Annotated in this window: 15 protein-coding genes; 7 read left to right on the top strand and 8 right to left on the bottom strand. The window is 72.3% G+C overall.

Features of this window, described 5'->3' with window-relative positions; genetic code table 11:
- Window positions 1-16: 16 nt before the first annotated feature.
- The 3 genes from DLJ58_RS13260 to DLJ58_RS13250 all read right to left on the bottom strand — a co-directional run bounded on the left by DLJ58_RS13260 (window position 17) and on the right by DLJ58_RS13250 (window position 3,876).
- On the bottom strand, window positions 17-289 hold the full coding sequence (locus DLJ58_RS13260; protein WP_124856269.1) for a hypothetical protein: 273 nt from the start codon (window positions 287-289) through the stop codon (window positions 17-19).
- A gap of 171 nt (window positions 290-460) precedes the next feature.
- A complete protein-coding gene (locus DLJ58_RS13255) occupies window positions 461-2,779 on the bottom strand; it encodes a M64 family metallopeptidase (RefSeq protein ID WP_208741070.1) in 2,319 nt (772 codons plus the stop codon).
- A gap of 137 nt (window positions 2,780-2,916) precedes the next feature.
- Window positions 2,917-3,876, bottom strand: coding sequence for a hypothetical protein (locus DLJ58_RS13250; RefSeq protein WP_124856265.1), 960 nt, complete (start codon window positions 3,874-3,876; stop codon window positions 2,917-2,919).
- A 151-nt stretch (window positions 3,877-4,027) separates the two neighbouring features.
- Between DLJ58_RS13250 and DLJ58_RS13245 the strand changes: the two genes are divergently transcribed.
- The 4 genes from DLJ58_RS13245 to DLJ58_RS13230 all read left to right on the top strand — a co-directional run bounded on the left by DLJ58_RS13245 (window position 4,028) and on the right by DLJ58_RS13230 (window position 8,037).
- Window positions 4,028-5,146, top strand: coding sequence for a hypothetical protein (locus tag DLJ58_RS13245; protein WP_244218926.1), 1,119 nt, complete (start codon window positions 4,028-4,030; stop codon window positions 5,144-5,146).
- A gap of 29 nt (window positions 5,147-5,175) precedes the next feature.
- On the top strand, window positions 5,176-6,225 hold the full coding sequence (locus DLJ58_RS13240; protein WP_124856263.1) for an NAD(P)H-dependent flavin oxidoreductase: 1,050 nt from the start codon (window positions 5,176-5,178) through the stop codon (window positions 6,223-6,225).
- A 68-nt stretch (window positions 6,226-6,293) separates the two neighbouring features.
- Window positions 6,294-7,388, top strand: a complete 1,095-nt coding sequence (locus tag DLJ58_RS13235) for an SRPBCC domain-containing protein (protein ID WP_124856261.1) — start codon at window positions 6,294-6,296, stop codon at window positions 7,386-7,388.
- Between the two features lie 13 nt (window positions 7,389-7,401).
- Entirely contained in the window at window positions 7,402-8,037 is a 636-nt protein-coding gene (locus DLJ58_RS13230) for a CG0192-related protein (protein ID WP_124856259.1), read from the top strand.
- Between the two features lie 45 nt (window positions 8,038-8,082).
- Here the strand turns inward: DLJ58_RS13230 and DLJ58_RS13225 are convergent, their stop codons facing one another.
- On the bottom strand, window positions 8,083-10,119 hold the full coding sequence (locus tag DLJ58_RS13225) for a glycosyl hydrolase family 28-related protein (RefSeq protein WP_124856257.1): 2,037 nt from the start codon (window positions 10,117-10,119) through the stop codon (window positions 8,083-8,085).
- 219 nt (window positions 10,120-10,338) lie between these two features.
- On the opposite strand from DLJ58_RS13225, the gene DLJ58_RS13220 reads away from it, so the two are divergent.
- From DLJ58_RS13220 to DLJ58_RS33830, 3 genes are all read left to right on the top strand, one after another.
- A complete protein-coding gene (locus DLJ58_RS13220) occupies window positions 10,339-11,421 on the top strand; it encodes a PIN domain-containing protein (protein WP_124856255.1) in 1,083 nt (360 codons plus the stop codon).
- A 293-nt stretch (window positions 11,422-11,714) separates the two neighbouring features.
- Window positions 11,715-11,936 carry a hypothetical protein gene (locus tag DLJ58_RS13215; RefSeq protein WP_030335934.1) on the top strand — a complete coding sequence of 74 codons (222 nt, stop codon included), beginning with the start codon at window positions 11,715-11,717 and terminating at the stop codon, window positions 11,934-11,936.
- Window positions 11,937-12,319: 383 nt separating this feature from the next.
- Window positions 12,320-12,478, top strand: a complete 159-nt coding sequence (locus DLJ58_RS33830) for a hypothetical protein (protein ID WP_158629584.1) — start codon at window positions 12,320-12,322, stop codon at window positions 12,476-12,478.
- A 113-nt stretch (window positions 12,479-12,591) separates the two neighbouring features.
- Here DLJ58_RS33830 and DLJ58_RS13210 read toward each other — a convergent pair whose 3' ends face one another.
- From DLJ58_RS13210 to DLJ58_RS13195, 4 genes are all read right to left on the bottom strand, one after another.
- The gene (locus tag DLJ58_RS13210) at window positions 12,592-13,140 is read right to left on the bottom strand and encodes a DUF1062 domain-containing protein (RefSeq protein ID WP_124856253.1); all 549 of its coding nucleotides are present in this window, start codon (window positions 13,138-13,140) and stop codon (window positions 12,592-12,594) included.
- A 221-nt stretch (window positions 13,141-13,361) separates the two neighbouring features.
- A complete protein-coding gene (locus DLJ58_RS13205; RefSeq protein WP_124856251.1) occupies window positions 13,362-14,423 on the bottom strand; it encodes a Gfo/Idh/MocA family oxidoreductase in 1,062 nt (353 codons plus the stop codon).
- 94 nt (window positions 14,424-14,517) lie between these two features.
- Window positions 14,518-15,183, bottom strand: a complete 666-nt coding sequence (locus DLJ58_RS13200; protein WP_124856249.1) for a response regulator transcription factor — start codon at window positions 15,181-15,183, stop codon at window positions 14,518-14,520.
- Entirely contained in the window at window positions 15,171-16,463 is a 1,293-nt protein-coding gene (locus DLJ58_RS13195; RefSeq protein WP_124856247.1) for a sensor histidine kinase, read from the bottom strand. Before DLJ58_RS13195 ends, DLJ58_RS13200 begins: the two co-directional genes overlap by 13 nt.
- Between the last annotated feature and the right edge of the window lie 141 nt (window positions 16,464-16,604).

Here is a 16,604-nt window from a genome sequence, read left to right as displayed (position 1 = left end):
GTGGGAGCGGTCGTGGTCAGGTGCGCCGCCCCTCGTCTCGGGTCGGGATCTCCTGGCGCTGTTCGAGGGCGTCCGCCGGGTTGGCGTCGGCTGGCAGCGACGTCGCCTCCTCGAGCGTGCCCGCCGGGAAGGCGCCCTGTTCGGCCAGGTCGGCCTCGGCGGCCTCCGGGTCCACGTCACCCGACACCCGGTCCGGCGGCCCGACGTCGAACGCGTCCTGCCGCTGTTCCAGGGCATCCGCCTCCGGCGGGGGGAACGTGCCGCCCTGTTCGTCCCGGTACGTGCTCATCGGAGCCTCCCACCCGGCGGGTGTCGACATGCCGCCGGGCCGCTGCCTACCCGTCAGCGCCGCACTCACGCCGCCACGCTGGTCAAGATCTGGGCAGTTCCCGGGACGTGCTGCCTCCGCGGCGGCGGTAGCGGCACGTCCCGGTAGTTGCGCGAATCTTGAGGCTGATCGTCATGCCGCCGGCGGCACGACGCGACGGCAGTGGGCCGCGGTCGGATTCCGCACCGTGGTGGGCGCCCCCAGGTCGACCGGGCTCGGACCGCCCGAGCAGGCCAACGCGTCCACCTGGCCGCCGGCGAGGATGGGCGCCGATGCGGTACCGGTCAGCGCCAACGGCCCGGCCACCCGGGCCCCCACCATCGTGACGTGGTCGGTGGTGCCGGTCAGCGCCACCGCGCCGCGTACCTCGGTGTCCAGCACCTCGACGGCCGTGGCACGGGACGCCGTCAGATTCCCGGCGATCGAGGAGCCCTGGGCGACCAGGGCGGCGTCGGGCGCGACGGTGACCGGGCCGGTCACGGTGGCCGCGCGCAGGCAGGTGACACCGGCGGTGACGGTCAGCGGGCCGGCGTGTCGGCCGGTGAGCACTGTGGTGCAGGTCGGTGGTGGCGGAATCAGGGTGGCCACGAACGCGCGGGCCGGCCCGATGTTGCCGACGGCGTCGATGCCCCGGTACTCGACGCGGTGCCGGCCGTACCCGGGAGACCGCTCGGCGAACGGGGACACGGACATGCCGCCCGAGCCGAGGTTGCCGTAGACCAGGCCGTCCACGTCGGTGCCGGTGGCGGTGAACAGGAACGGCGATCGGGCATCGGTGGGCCAGCCGTAGTAGTTGTGCCACCCGTCGCCGTCGAGCCGGAACTCCGAGGTGACCTGGCCGGTGCCGTCGTCGGTGCCGGTCAACCCCATGCTGAACGGGCCGTTGTACACGTACTCGGTGGGTCGGCCGGGCCGGGCGACGGTGAGCAACGGCTCGGAGAGGGCGTACGCCACGTCGGGCCGCGTCGCGTCGACCGTCCAGGTGCGGGTCACCGTCCTCCTGGTGCCCGGCTCCTCTACCCGGGCGGTCAGCCGGTGGGTACCCCGCGACAGGCGCAGTGCGCCCAGGTCCACGTCCCGGTCGGTGCCGGTGTCGGCCACCGGCCTGCCGTCGAGCGTCCAGCGCACGCGTGGCGCCCGATCGGTGGGCTGGTTGGTCCGCACGTACACCACGTCGTGCGCGCCGACCGGCCGGTCGGTCGCGGTGGACGCGGTGATCGCCAACGGCGACTCCACCACCGGGGTACGCACCGCGGTGTCCACGGTCCAGGCGCGGGTCTGGGTCAGCGCCGGTGAGCTGCGGACCGCAGGGTCGCGGACGAACTCCGTCGGGTCGGTCACCGTGGCGGTCACCGTGTGCCGGCCGGGAGAGAGCCGTAGTTTCCGCAGGTCCAGGTGGCGGGCATTGCCGGTACGAGGCACCGCTCTGCCGTCCACCGACCATGTCACTGTCAGCGCGTGGCTCACCGGGTGCAGGGTGTCCACCCAGAGCAGCCGGTCCACACCGACCGCCTGATCGGTGGCCGTGCCGCCCTGAACGATGCCGACCCGGGCGGCGATCCGTTCGGTCATGCGCTCCCGGCCGACCTGGTCGAAGTAGAAGCCCAGCGACTTCATCATCGAATGCCGGCTCGGTCGCCACACCCCACGCTGGAGGTACAGGCCGCCCTCGTAGCGGCCGATCGTTCCGCCCGCCTCGCTCGGCTCACCCAGCCAGCGCCACCACTTGGCCCGGGTGTCGCGCATCTGCCGCTCGGTCAGCACGGTGTGATGCACCGAGCCCGGTTCCGGCCCGCTGTAGGTGTCGCCCGGCACCCCACGGCCGTAGTAGTCGTACTCGTCCTGCAAGCCACCGAGCGAGTGCCCCAGCTCGTGCGGACTGATCAGCGCGGAGAGCGCGTTGCCGCCGGAGGCGGTGGCGTTGCTGCCGCCGGCCCCACCGTAGGTGCCGCTGTTGGCCAGCGCGATCAACTGGCGGTTGCCGGGGTTGGTGCCGCCGGCCAGGTCGGCGTACGCGTTCGCGGCGGCGCCGTCGACCGTGAGCAGACGCTGCACGCTCGCCGGGTTGCAACCACCCCAGAAGCCCATGCCCAGCGCGGTGTCGCGTCGCGGCGCGGACAGGCCGGGGTCGCAGTCCACCCCGGACTCCGCCGAGACGATCTCCACGGCGTAGACGTTGAAGTAGCTGCGGTAGGACTTGAACGGCTCGATCGTCCACAGGGTGTTGAGGTGCCGGTCCACGTGTGCTCGGAAAGAGGGTAGGTCGGCCTCGGTGTAACCGTCGCCCAGCAGCACCAGGTTGAACCGCGTCGCCGGGTCACCGGTGACCTGGATCGGCACCACGGTGGCGCCGGCCACCGGGACGGCGGCCGGTGTGGCGGCGGCCGGTGTGGCGACCGTCAGTCCCGCCGCGACCAGCGCCGCGACACACAACCCCACTTTGATCCGCACCCTGCGCCCCTTCCATGGCCGGTCGGCCTGGCGGTGCCGGGCGCCGGGCCCGGCGGGGGCGCCGTCGTCCGGGCCTGCCGCGACAGTGGACATCTCGGACCGTACCGGTCTGAGCACCGACAGGTAACCCTCGGCGGTCAGTCGGCCGTCGCCTCGGGTGTGGTGTTCCGGCGGGTTCCGGCGGCCAGCGCCAGCGCCAGCAGCGCGCACACCGCGCCGACCAGGAAGAGCAGCGAGGCGGCCGGCTGGCCCAGCCACTCCCAGTACGGGTGCCAGGCCGGATGGGGCTCGCCGAGGTGGTGGTACAGCAGTTGCGGTGCGGCCGGCAACACCGGCAGCCACCACAGCACCGTGGCCACACCGATCAGGCCGTTCACCGTGCCGCGGCTACGGCGTTCCTCGGTGCGTCGGCTGGTCCAGCCGAAGACCAGCCAACCGGCCACCGCGCCCAGTACCGTGCCGAGCACTCCGGCGGGGACCACCAGGGTCGGCGGCGCGCGGTGCAGCTCGACCGAGAGGTAGCTGGCGTCGACGGCTGTCTGCGAGGAGATCGACGCGTTCAGGATGGTGTCGCCACGTCGGGCGGTCAGCTCGGTGTCGGTGACCGCCTGAGGGGTGGCGCACATCTTGTCCGCGCAGCTCACGCGGTCGGACACCTGTTGTTCGTACACCCGCCAGCCGGCACCGGTCAGGCGCTCCCGGGCCACCGTGACGATCTGCTCGGCGGGCACCGGTGGCGCGCCGAGGGCGCCGGCGCCGGTGGCGCTCTCCTGGTACTCGCCGCCGTCACCGAGCACCAGGGTCTTGACCGTCGACAGGCGCAGCGCGTGCCCGTAGACGACGAAGAGCGCCGGCGGGGTGTCGATCTCGCCGAGGTCGTGGCCGGGAAAGACCTCGGTGAGGATTGCGGCGGCCTCGGCCCGGTCGGGTTGCGGTCGGGAGGTCTCCCAGGCGGCCCGGCTGGCCAGGGCGCCGGTGAAGAGGCCGCAGACGACAGCGGCGAGCGGCACCCATGCGACGGCGGAGCCGCTGGCCGGGCGGCCGAGGCGGCGCAGCAGCCGCCGTGCGAGCCGGGTGGCCGGCGCGGTGTCGCTCACGGACATGTCCACCCTCTGGCGTGAAGATCAGGCGGAGCGACAGTACATCGACCAGGGGTCCCGGCGCGTCCCCCCGATGACCGCCGCCCGTGGCCGGGATCGGCCAGGATGGGCGGGTGGCCGGTCACGGCCGCGACGAGGAGGGTGGGCGATGCGGGGACGTGGACGGTTGACCTGGGGGCGGCGTGCTCGTGCGGGGGCGGTAGTGACCGCGTTGCTCGCGGGCGTGGTACCGCCGGCCGTGGTGCTGGTGCCGGGCGCTGCCACGGCGGGCGCTGCCACGGCGGCGGGGACGCCGGTCTGCCAGGTGCGCGACGACCGGCTGCGCGAGATCTCCGGGATGGTCGCCACCGACGACGGGTACGTGGTGATCAACGACGGGGCCGACGACGAGGCCCGCCGCCGGATCTTCTTCCTCGACCAGCGTTGCGATGTGGTGCGCACCGTCTCCTTCCCGTCCCGGCCCCGCGACACCGAGGACCTGGCCATCGGCCGGGACGGCACCGTCTGGGTCGCCGACATCGGTGACAACGACCGCTCCCGACCGACGGTCGGGGTGTGGCGGCTCACGCCGGGGGCGAAGCAGCCGGTGCTGCACCGGATGACCTACCCGGACCGTCCGCACGACGCCGAGGCGCTGCTGCTCGACGCGTCCGGTCGGCCGCTGATCGTCACCAAGGGCGGCAGTGGCACTGTCTTCCTGTACGCGCCGGCGACAGCGCTGCGTCCGGACGCGACGACGCCGCTGACCGCGCTCGGCCAGGTGACAGTGCCCTCGACCACGACCAGCAACCCGTTCTCGTTCCTGGGGCGCGGCGTGATCACCGGCGCGGCGAGCGCACCGGAAGGACGGCGGGTGGTGCTGCGCAGCTACGCCGACGCCTTCGAGTACGACGTGCCCGACGGCGACGTGGTCCGCGCGTTGACCACCGGCACCCCGCGGATCACGCCCTTGCCGGACGAGCCCCAGGGCGAGTCGATCACCTACAGTCCCGACGGTCGGTCGTTGCTCACCGTCTCCGAGTCCGCCGGTCAACCAGCAGGCACCCGCTCGACGATCCTGCGCTACCCGGCCACCGCCAGCGCGGCCACGGCTGCGCCGTCCACGGAGTCCGTCGACCCGGTGTCGCCCACGGCGGTCCGTCCGGCTGCCGGGGAGATCGGCGGCGGGGCTGGGCGGACCTGGCCGCTGGCCGTCGGCGCGGGAACACTGCTGATCCTGCTCGGGTTGGCCGGCGTGCTGTGGTGGAGGCACACCGCGCGCCGGTGAGCGGGCCGGGCCTGCGGCAGGATGGGGGGATGTCCGTCCTGTCCACGTTGCGCCACCCGATCATCGCCGCCCCGATGGCTGGTGGCCCGTCCACGCCCGCGCTGGTGGCCACCGTGTCCGCCGCGGGTGGGTTGGGCTTCCTCGCCGCCGGGATGATCGACACCGGCCGGCTGGTCGCCGACGTCGCCGAGGTCCGCGCGCGTACCGACCGGCCGTTCGGTGTGAACCTCTTCCTGCCCGACCCCGGCGGCGTCGACGAGGCCGCCATCCGGGCGTACGCCGAACGGCTCGCCCCGCAGGCCGCGCAACGCGGCGTGAGCCTGGGCGAGCCGGTGGGCGGCGACGACGCGTACCCGGAGAAGCTGGCCGCGCTGCTCGCGGACCCGGTCCCGGTCGTGTCCTTCGTTTTCGGGCTGCCCGGCCGGGCGGCGGTGACCGCCCTGCGCGAGCGGGGCACCGAGGTGTGGGCCACCGTCACCCGCCCGGACGCCGCGACCGCCGCCGCCGACCTTGGTGTGGACGCGGTGGTGGTGCAGGGCACCGAGGCCGGTGGGCATCGCGGCGGCCTGCCGGACGACGACGACTACGGGTTGCTGCCGCTGCTCCGACTGACCGCCGCCCGCTGTGACCGGCCGTTGGTGGCCGCGGGTGGCCTCGTCGACGGCCCCTCGGTGGCCGCGGTGCTGGCCGCCGGCGCTGCCGCCGCGCAACTCGGCACGGCCTTCCTGCGCTGCCCGGAGGCGGGCAGTTCGCCGATGCACCGGGCGGCGGTTGCCAGTGCCACGCCGACCGCGTTGACCCGGGCGTACACCGGTAAGCGGGCCCGTGGCGTGGCCAACGACTTCCTGCGCCAGCACGACGCGGTGGCACCGAGCGGTTACCCCCAGGTGCTGCACCTGACGCGTCCACTGCTCGCCGCGGCCCGGCGCGACGCGGACGCATCGGTGACCAACCTGTGGGCCGGGCAGGCGCACCCGCTGGCCCGGGACGTGCCGGCGGCGCAGGTGGTCGCCGAGGTGAGCGCCGACGCCCGGGCCGCGCTGGCCACAGTGGTCCAGCGGTCCAGCCGCTGGGGCTGAGCAGGACGCCGGCAACCGGTTCGGGCGGGCGGGACAGGGCCAGGCGGGCAACCCGTTAGAGTCTCGCCGTGATCGAGATCGGTGCGCAGGTCGACCTGTCCCACCCGGCTGAGCGGGTCTGGCGCGCTCTGACCGATCGGGAGTTGCTCGGCCGGTGGATCGCCGAGGCCGAGATGGTCGAGGGCGTACCGGACCGGTTGCTGTTGCACACCGCCGGCCTGCCCGGCTTCGAGGCCAACGTCGAGGTCGAGGTGACCGAGCGGCAGGAGCCGGACCTCCTCGTGCTGGCCTGCGACGAGGCCGGCCGGCTCAGCGAGCTGACCTGCGCGGTCACGACCACGAAGCAGGGCTGCCGACTGGAGCTACGGGAGGTCAGCACGCACGGCGCGTGGTCCGCCGAGCAGCACGAGCCGCGCGAGCAACAGCTCCGGCAGGCGCTGACGGTACGGCTGCCGGCCATCCTCGACTGGCTCGCCTTCCAGCAGGTCGACCTGCGCCGGGCCGACGGTGGGATGACCGCGGAACTGCCGCTGATCGGCGTACGTGGCAGGGCCGGTCGCAACCCCCGCCGGCGTCGTACGGTCGTCGCCGTGGTCGCCGGCGCCGTCCTGCTGGCGGGGACCGCGGCATGGGTGACATTGCCGCCCGACTCGAAGCCTGCCGCCGCGCCCGCACCGACCACGACCGCGTCGCCGACCGTGACGGCCGACAGGACCACCGTCGCTCCCACGGCGACTGCCTCGGCGCGTCCCTCGCGGACCACCGCGTCGGCGACCGCCCGGCCGAGCCGGACCCCGTCGGCGAAGCCCTCCCGGACGCCCACGTCGGCTGCCCCACCTCCGCCTTCGGCGCCGTCCGTCACGGCGCGCTACGAGACCGAATCCGACCGACTGTTCGGCTACACCGGCGAGATCGTGGTCGGCAACCCCGGCGCCGCACCGGTGGCGGACTGGGCCGTGGTGGTCACCCTCGCCGAAGGCACCACCGTCGACGACGTCGACGGCGCGAACTGGCGACAGGACCGACGGGTGATCACCTTCACCGGAGCAGCGGTGGCGGCCGGGGGATCTCAGACGATCAGCTTCGACGTCCGCGACAGCCGGCCGAAGGCCCGGGAGCCGGAGAGCTGCACGATCGGCGGGCGACCCTGCGCGGGCCTCTGACTAGGCTGCCGTCATGGCATTGCTGCACAGGGCGACCCTGCACCCCACGAAGCTGGACCTGCTGACGGCCTGGCTGCCCTCACGACAGTGGTTCGCCGGACCGCCCGGCGTGGAGGTGGTGAGCCGGGGCGCCTACCGCTTCGACGACCCGGCCGGCGAGGTCGGCATCGAGACGATGCTGGTCAGCGCCGCCGATGGGCCGGTCCACCATGTTCCGCTCACCTACCGCGCCGCGCCTCTCGACGGTGCGGACGGCTGGCTGGTCGGCACCACCGAGCATTCGGTGCTCGGCCGGCGCTGGGTGTACGACGGCTGCGTCGACCCGGTGTACGCGGCCGCGCTCGCCCACGCGATCCTCACCGGCAGCGGCCAGGCGGAGCAGTACTTCGAGGTCGACGGCCGGCGCGAGGTGCGTGAGCCGACCATGACGGTCGTCGTCGACGGCGTGGCCGACGCCCAGGCACCGGCCGTCGGCGCGGTGCGACGGGTGGTCGACGAGGACCAGACGCTCATCGACACCGACACCGTCGAGCTGGTCGTCGTGCGCCGGCCGGGGGCCGGGGCCGACGGGCCGGCCGGGGGCACGCTGAGCGGCAGATGGGACGGTCGGTCCACGGCCGTGCCGCTGGCGTACGCCAGGACACGCTGATCTGTGCGCGGTGGGCGGCCCGATCGCTCGGGCCGCCCACCGCTGTCACCACTGCGCCGGAGGCGGGGGCGGCGACACGGGCGGCCGGTCGTCGCAGGTGATGGTGTTGGGCAGCAGCCACGGAGCGAGCCACCCGCCGTCGTTACCGCCGAGGTCGGTCAGTGTGAACTCCGAGCCGGCCGGGGTGAAGTGGAACGATCCGCAGTTGTTGACGCCGACCGCGCCCACGTTGCGGGCGTCCACGTTGGCGAACGAGGCGGACCCGGCCGCGCGGGCGCTGACCACCGAGGTGCCGGTGCCGTCGACCCGGACGTCCCGGAAGCGCGCATCGGAGATCGAGTAGAGATCCTTCACCGGCCAGTCGCTGACCAGCATGATCGCGTTGTACGTGTTGTCCAGGTACGCGTCGCCGGTCACCTCGATGGGTGCCTCGATGCTGCGATCCAGGGCGAAGACCCAGATCGCGCCCAGCCCGATGTTCCAGTTCAGCTCGTACGTGCCGGCGCGAGCGGTGGTGTTGTTGGTGAACCGCAGGTGCCCGGTGAACGGCTCTGCGCCGAATCGGGCCCCGGCGTGCAGGCCGCTGCCCTCGCGTACCGGGTCGGCGACCAGGTTGTGCGAGACGGTGGTGTCGGTGCCGCCGTAGATGGCGATGCCGTTGGCCAGTGTCGGTGACTGGACGGTGTTGTGGTCGAAGGTGTTCCGTGCGTTGGCCGTCTTCTCCGACCACATCGCCAGGCCGTCGTCGCCGGTGTTGCGGACGAAGTTGTGCGACACGAGGGAGTCGGTCACGCCGGTGTGGAAGTTGAGCGCGTCGGCGATCTGGTCGACGATGATGTTGTTGGTGACCCGGACGTTGCGCATCGGGCCGTCGAACCACAGGCCCGCCTTGGTGTGGTGCAGGTAGAGCCCGTCGATGGTGGAGTCGCTCATCGCCCCACCGATCGCGTTGACCTGGTCGGTGTCGACGCGCTCCCGCACGTCGCCCTCGATGGCGAAGCCGGAGAGGTGCACGTCACGGCTCCCGCCGTCGGCGGCGTCCCGCCCGTAGAACCCGACTCCGGTGTGCACCGAGCCGTCCGGCGCGGGCGTCGGCAGGGCGACCTCGCGGCCCTTGATGGTGGTGTACCAGTTGCCGGCGCCCTCGATGGTCACGTCGTCGACGATGATGTGCCGGTTGACCTGGTAGGTGCCCGGCGGGATGTACACCTTGAGGTGGGCGCGCCGAGCGAAGGCGATGGCCCGGTCCAGCGCGTCGGCGGAATCCCGCCGGCCGGTGGGGTCGGCGCCGAACGCGAGTACGTTCGCGGCAAGCAGCCGGACGTGCGGCGGCGCGACCAACTCGGAGTCGAGCAGGTCGATGACGGTCCAGGCGGCGGCGCTACCGGGCGGCGCGGTGAGCCGGACCGTGTCGCCGGCCCGGTAGGTACGTCCGAGCAGCAGCCGCTGCTCGTCGTAGAAGTGGGTGGGCCGGAACGGCTTGTCGATGCTCGGGTACGGCGTGGTGGCCGACGGCACGCACTGGCATTCGGTGATCCACCAGTCCGGGTGCAGCAGACCGGCCTGCGGGTCGTTGGTGAACGGGTACTGGTTGTAGAGCCACGAGTACTGCGACGTGAGCGTCATGGTGCGCAGGTGCTTGCCGTTGACGGCGACCCGCAGCGGTGCGGTGATCCCGCCACCCTGCGGCGCGTCCGGGATGCTGTACCGCACGGTGATCCCGTTCGCCGCGCTGGGCAGGACGAACTCCACGTACTCCCCGGGGGTGAGCCGGACCGCCCGGCGGCCGGAAGCCTCCGCGGGCAACGTGTAGGCGGTCCGGTCGGGCCCGATGATCTCGCCGTTGGTGCGGGCGTTCTCCGCTTCCTGCTCGAGAAAGTCGACGTCCGCGCCGCGTCCGGCGACCAGCGCCGGATCGAGGGCGGCCCGGGTGACCACCGGCTGCGCGCCGGCGGACGCGGGTGGACTGGCGGCGGCCGCGGTGGGCCCGGCGACCAGCACGGCGAGACCGGCCGCGAGCGCGACGGCGGTGCCGCTGGGCCGGCCGGGGCGTCCCCGCGCCGGCGTGAGGCTGCGAAACATCGGTGACCCTCCTGAATGGGTGGTGGTGGAGGTCCGCCCGGCGTTCCCCCGACGCCCGACATTGATCGTCATGATGCAGCACCGGACAGGGCGCTGCAAGACACCTATCGAACAACGAAAATTAACGACTATCAGGCCGCAAGAAATGGACGGTCGTCGAGTTGAGGTGTCGCGCGTCGTCCGCCCCGACCAGCTCACGCCCGGCGTAGGCTGATCCGCGTGGATCAAGAAGACCGGATTGCCCTCTTCCTCGACTACGAGAACCTCGCGTTGGGCGCGCGCGACCATCGCGGCGGCGCGGCCTTCGACTTCCGGCCCATCGCCGATGCGCTGGCCGAACGAGGTCGGGTGGTGGTCCGCCGGGCGTACGCCGACTGGTCCTACTTCGACGAGGACCGTCGGATGCTCACCCGGTCCCACGTCGAGCTGATCGAGATCCCGCAGCGGATGGGCGCGTCCCGTAAGAACGCCGCGGACATCAAGATGGCCGTCGACGCGATCGAGTTGGCGTTCGAGCGCGACTACATCTCCACCTTCGTGATCTGTAGTGGTGACAGCGACTTCACCCCGCTGGTGCACAAGCTGCGCGAGCTGAACAAGCGGGTCATCGGCGTCGGGGTCGAGGGGTCCACCTCGGGGCTACTTCCCCCGGCGTGCGACGAGTTCCTGTACTACGACCGCTTGGAGGGCGTGGACATCCCGCCGGCCCGCGGCCGGCGCGCTCGTCCCACCACGCGGCAGGCCGGCGCGGAGCAACGCCCACCCGAGCCGGAGCAGGAGCAGGACCGCCGACCGCAGGACGCGGAGCCCGATCGGGACGTGGACGCCCTCGCCGTGCTCGTCGCCCAGTCGGTCGCCGGGTTGCAGGGCAGCGCCAACGGTGACGTCACCGCCTCCCGGCTCAAGCGCACCCTGCTGCGCAAGGACCCCACGTTCAGCGAGTCCGACTACGGCTTCCGCACCTTCGGCGAACTGCTGCGCCACCTCGCCGAGCGCAACGTGATCGAGCTGGGCGAGGGCCCGGCGAAGGGTGACCCCGAGGTCTCGCTGCCCGAGCACGGCGACCGCGAGGTGGCGTTCGGCCTGCTCCGGGGCGTCGTGGCGGACCTGGGTAGCGGCGGGAACCCGGTGGCGTTGTCCGGGTTGAAGAACCAGGTACGCCGGGCCCGCCCCGACTTCAGCGAGAAGAAGCTCGGCTACCGCAGCTTCCTGCAGTTCTGCAAGGCCGCCGCCACCGCCGGCGTGCTGGACCTGCGCTGGAGCCCCGAAGCCGACGACTACCTTCTGACAACCCAAACCTGACCACCCCGCCCCAACCTCCTCGTGTCCCCTCGTGTTGATCAAGAGGTTTGCGTCACCGGGAACGCGATTCATGACGCGAACCTCTTGATCAGCAAAGGTTGGGAGTGGGAGTTGCGGGGAGGGTGCAGAGTGGGGCGGGGTTCCTGATTCGCAAGTCAGGAGCGGGAGAACCGCCCGTTATGGTTGCGAACCGTCAACGGTTGGCCCGAAATGCGTCTGGATTGTCACCCTTGCCCCGGTCCGGGCATACCTGCGCCGTACCCTCGGCGCGGGAATTGCTATACGGTCGGCGAATGAAGGTGGAGGAGCACTGGTGGAACGGAGACACGACCCCGCGCGGGCGCCGGGACGTGTACATCCGTACTGACGGGCAGGGTTGGGAGGTCCGCGCCCAGATCGGTGGGGCGTCGGGTCGTGAGCGGGTGCAGCAGTGCCCAAGCCGGGCCTCGGCGGCCATCCTCGCCGACGCCTGGCGCGGCACCCACCCATCCTGGCGCGAGCTAAAGCAGCGCTGATCCGGCACCGGGCCGGGTCGGCAACGCTCCCGGGCTCCAGCCCGGCGCGCCCGCCGACCGGCCCGGCGCTCGGTAACCACTCACCAACTCGGCTGAGGTCAGCTCGCAGGTCATCCCTTCTGCAGCATGACGGAAGCAACATCTGCCAGAAGCGCCAGCGCCCAGTCCAATTGCGGGCAGCGGTTTGTTCTCGGCACTCAAAGCAGCCGCCTGCCCGCGGGCCACTACTCCTCATCAAGTGATCAAGTGATGAAAAGTAGGTCCCGGGGAGCGGATTGAGCTACTTGTCATCACTTGATCAAGAGATGGCGGAGGGTCTCCGTGTCCCCGCCCTCAAGTCGGGTATCCGAAGGGCTGCCGGTCGCGCCCGATGGAGGTCGCCCATGTCGCAGGGTCCCGACGAGGAGAACCCCAGGATCGACGAGGAGGTCCGAGAGGCCGAGCGTCGGCTCGCCAACCTCGGCACCTCGTCGGACGACGCGCTGACCGACGACGACGCCCGTGCACCGGACGAGGCTAGCTCCGAAGACAGCCCCGATTGATGCTCCGCCTTCGATAGTTGCTTCCGCAGTCCCGCGTCCTCCCGAAAGGGGTGGCCCGATTGCGGGCCTGTCCGGCGGATCGAACCGGACAGGCCCGCAGTCGGCGAAGAGGGTCAGCGCTTCAGCGTGAAGGTGAAGTCCCCGGAGAGCTTGCCGCTCAACCGGAACGCCGAAACGATCTTCCCCTCCGCGATCAGACGATCGACCTCGCCCCGCGACACACCGCAACCCTCCGCGATCAGTCGGGACGGCCGGACCGGGATCCGTGCCGCGTTGCGGACCGCGACGTCGATCACGTCGAGGTCCAGGTGATCCGATCCGCCGGTGTCGAGACGCCAGGCGTCGGTCCAGTCCAGGGCGAATCGGGTTTGGTGCTGGACGGCCGGATCCTGAAGCAGTTCGGCGGTCAGGCCCGGGTCGTTGGCATGGAGCCGGTCCAGCAGTTCGGGTGGGATGGCGCGCACCGTCATCCGTTCCAGGACGGTGAGCTTGGCCGTCTCCCCGCAGGCGGTGCAGAGCGCGAGCAGCCAGACGTCGAGGAGCTTGTGGTTGGCGTTGACACGGAACTTGCCGCTCGCCCGGAGGCGTTGGGACGGGCACGCGTGGCAACGGCGGCGAATGATGGGCAGGCAGGTGGGCACGACGGCCCAGTTTTTGAGCACAGAAGTACACCGGTCTCAGTGAGAAGTCCGCAGCAAAAAGGAGCGCGGCGCACAGGCGCGACGCGCGACAAATCAGCTCTCGGGAGGTCTCACAGGGTGTACAACGGCACGTCCTTGCCTAGACGACCTGGTTGCGCAGCACGGTAACGGCGCACGGCGGCGCCGCTCCACTGGTTTTCGCGTACGCGCCAGGAGCCCGGGTGGCGGGACGTGCGAACCGGTCAGGCGGTCGGGACCGGCAGCACCACGCCCTCGGCCGCCGACCGGTGCGCCAGCTCGATCAACTCGACAGTGTGGACGGAGTCCCGGGGGTCCACCGGCATCGGCGCGCCGTCGCGCAGCGCAGCCGCCACCTGGGCGTAGAAGCTCTGGTACGCGCCCGGTTCGGTCGGCACCGGCCGCAGGTCACCGTCGACGCCGAGCAGGCCGTAGCGGTCCGACGGGACCTCGCCCCAGCCCGGCTGGTCCGGTCGGCCACCGTCGTGCAGCGCCGCCTCCTGCACGTCCAGCCCGTAGCTGGTGTAGCCGGCCCGGTCGCCCAACACCCGCAGGCGCGGCCCGAGTTGAGCGGTCACCGCGCCCATCCACAGGTGCGAGTGCACCCCGTTGGCGTGGGTCAACGCCACGAAGGCGTCGTCGTCGACGGCCGCGCCCGCGCGGCGACGGTCCACCTCCGCGTAGACCCGCTCGACCCGGCCGAACAGCTGCACCGCCTGGTCGACGAGGTGGGCGCCGAGGTCGAAGAGCGCGCCGCCGGCCTCCTCCGGACCGGCGAGCTCCCGCCAGCCCGGCTTGATCGTCGGACGGAACCGCTCGAACCGGGACTCGAAGCGCAGCACCTGCCCCAACTCGCCCTGCTCGACCAGGCGGCCCACGGTCAGGAAGTCGCCGTCCCAGCGCCGGTTCTGGAAGACCGTCAGCGGCACCCCACGCTCGGTCGCCTCGTCGATCAGCGCGCGGCCCTCCGCGGCAGTCGGGGAGAGGGGCTTGTCGACGACGACCGGCAGGCCGGCGGCGAGCGCCGCGCGCGCCACCGGCACGTGCTGCCGGTTCGGCGTCGCCACCACGACCAGGTCCAGGGCGTCCGGGGTACGCCACAGCTCGTCGGCGTCGTCGACCAGGCGGGCGTCCGGGAAGTGCTGTCGCGCCTGCTCGCGTCGCTGCGGATCACGGGTCACGATGGCGTCGAGCCGCAGCCCGGGAGTCGCGGCGATCAGCGGCGCGTGGAACACCCGGCCCGCCAGCCCGTACCCCAGCAGACCAACCCGCAGCGCCTTCGCCATGCCGTGCCCCCGTCTCCCTGGTCCGCGCCCTGACCTGGCCCGGTACCGCTGAGAAGAATCTACGCCGGGGGCGGTCGGGCCCGATCTCGGCCCGTCAGCTCACCGGGTCGACGCGCAGGTAGGTGAGGACCGCGAGCACCCGACGGTTGGTGTCGTCGCTGGGGGGCAGGTCGAGCTTCAGCAGGATGTTGCCGACGTGCTTGCCGACCGCCGCCTCGCTGACGTGCAACCGGCCGGCGATCGACGCGTTGGACCGCCCCTCGGCGAGCAGTGCCAACACCTCGCGTTCCCGGGCGGACAGTGCGGCGAGCGGGTCGCGGGGGCGGTGCAGAAGTTGCCGGACCACGTCCGGGTCGATGGCGGTGCCGCCCCCGGCGACCCGGCGCAGCGTGTCGACGAACTCGGTGACCTCGGCGACCCGGTCCTTGAGCAGGTAGCCGACGCGTTGGCCGTCGCCACTGTCCAGTAGCGCCGCCGCGTACCCGGTCTGCACGTACTGGCTGAGCACCACGACCGGGAGGTCAGGTCGCTCGGTGCGAAGCGTGACGGCCGCGCGCAGCCCGTCGTCGCGGCGGCCCGGCGGCATCCGGATGTCGGTCAGCACCAGGTCCGGTCGGTGGTCGCGGGCCGCAGCCAGCAGGTCCGGTGCGGAGCCGACGGCCGCGCACACAGTGAAGTCGAAGCGGGTCAGCAGGGCGACCAGACCCTCACGCAGCAGCACCTCGTCCTCGGCGAGCACCACCCGGGTCACCGACGACATGGCAGCTCCACCCGGACCACTGTAGGCCCGCCGGGCGGGCTGGACAGCAGCAGCCGGCCGTCCACGGCGGCGACCCGGTCGGCGAGCCCGGTCAGCCCGGTGCCCCGGGCCGGGTCGGCGCCGCCGTGACCGTCGTCGGTCACCTCGATGACGAGGTCGCCGCCGGACCGGGTGAGGCGTACGTCGGCGCGGGTCGCCCGGGCGTGCCGGGCCACGTTGCCCAGCGCCTCGGAGACCACGAAGTAGGCGGTGGTCTCCACGATCTCCGGCAGCTCGTCGTGCAGGTCGGCGTGCACGACGACCGGGATGGTGGCGGCGTCGGCCAGCTCGCGTACGGCGCCGGCCAGCCCGAGGTCGGTGAGGCTCTGCGGGCGGATGCCGTGCACCAGTTGCCGCAGCATCACCATCAGACCCCGGGCCTGGTCGTGCGCCACGGCGAGTGGTCGGGAGGCCGGGGAGTCCTCGGGTACGTCCAGCCGGGCCAGCCCCAGCTGGAGGGTGAGGCTGGTGAGCCGGGGCTGTGCGCCGTCGTGCAGGTCGCGCTCGATGCGGCGGCGTTCGGCCTCGTACGCGCCGACCAGTCGGGTGCGGGAACGGGTGACCTCGCGCAACGCCGCCGCGTCCACCGGGTGGGCCAGCAACCACCGGGCCACAGCTGCCTGGACGGCGGCGAGCAGACCGATGGCGTACCAGAGCACCGGGATCAGCAACACCCCCACGATGGCGTACGGAATGGCTTCGCCGACGCTGTCGATCGGCTGCCAGATCACCACCGGCTGGTTGGCGTCGCCGGCCAGCCAGGGGCTGGAGATCATTCCGAGGTCGAGCAGCACCAGGACCAGGAACACCCAGTACGCGACCGGCGTGAACCCGCCCAGCCAGAACAGGTACGCCACCTCCCGCCAGGTCGCGGCGCTGCGGTAGCGCGCGACCAGGCCCGGCCACGGCGACGAGGCCAGCGGACGACCGTCGACGAGCCCCACCCGCCACCGCTCGACGACGGCCACCGGGAAGCTCACGAGCGGTGCCAACGCCAACAGGGTGAGGCTGCCGGTCGCCAGGAACAGCATCAGCGCGATGCTCGGCGGTCGGCCGTGCTGTCGGAGCCCGTTGACAGCGGCCAGCAGGGGCGCGCCGATGACCAGCAGCCCGACACCGAGGACACCGGCGATCGGCACGGTGGTCACCAGGTAGGCCAGCGCGCGCCAGGGCCACGCGGAGATCAGCCAGCGGCGGCGGCGTAGCGCCTCGGCCAGGTGCGAAGGGTGTTCCGTGGTCATGCAGCAGACGCTAATCGGGAGCGACCGGGTGCCCCAGCCGTCCAGATCCACTCTTCGGGGTATGCCCAGCACTACCGGCGGACGGGTGTACGGGGCCCGGAAACGGGAAGAACGCGCCGTCGCGCGGCCCGCGTGACCTGT

This window comes from Micromonospora arida (assembly GCF_003857035.1).
Taxonomy (GTDB): domain Bacteria; phylum Actinomycetota; class Actinomycetes; order Mycobacteriales; family Micromonosporaceae; genus Micromonospora; species Micromonospora arida.
Note: the sequence above shows the minus strand (reverse complement) of the source record. Positions and strands in the feature narration are given on the sequence as shown.

What these genes read in the sequence shown, in the direction of transcription:
- DLJ58_RS13260 (WP_124856269.1), bottom strand. Translation starts at nt 289, where the DNA reads ATGAGCACGTACCGGGACGAACAGGGCGGCACGTTCCCCCCGCCGGAG.
- DLJ58_RS13245 (WP_244218926.1), top strand. Translation starts at nt 4,028, where the DNA reads ATGCGGGGACGTGGACGGTTGACCTGGGGGCGGCGTGCTCGTGCGGGG.
- DLJ58_RS13240 (WP_124856263.1), top strand. Translation starts at nt 5,176, where the DNA reads ATGTCCGTCCTGTCCACGTTGCGCCACCCGATCATCGCCGCCCCGATG.
- DLJ58_RS13230 (WP_124856259.1), top strand. Translation starts at nt 7,402, where the DNA reads ATGGCATTGCTGCACAGGGCGACCCTGCACCCCACGAAGCTGGACCTG.
- DLJ58_RS13225 (WP_124856257.1), bottom strand. Translation starts at nt 10,119, where the DNA reads ATGTTTCGCAGCCTCACGCCGGCGCGGGGACGCCCCGGCCGGCCCAGC.
- DLJ58_RS13215 (WP_030335934.1), top strand. Translation starts at nt 11,715, where the DNA reads ATGAAGGTGGAGGAGCACTGGTGGAACGGAGACACGACCCCGCGCGGG.
- DLJ58_RS33830 (WP_158629584.1), top strand. Translation starts at nt 12,320, where the DNA reads ATGTCGCAGGGTCCCGACGAGGAGAACCCCAGGATCGACGAGGAGGTC.
- DLJ58_RS13205 (WP_124856251.1), bottom strand. Translation starts at nt 14,423, where the DNA reads ATGGCGAAGGCGCTGCGGGTTGGTCTGCTGGGGTACGGGCTGGCGGGC.
- DLJ58_RS13200 (WP_124856249.1), bottom strand. Translation starts at nt 15,183, where the DNA reads ATGTCGTCGGTGACCCGGGTGGTGCTCGCCGAGGACGAGGTGCTGCTG.
- DLJ58_RS13195 (WP_124856247.1), bottom strand. Translation starts at nt 16,463, where the DNA reads ATGACCACGGAACACCCTTCGCACCTGGCCGAGGCGCTACGCCGCCGC.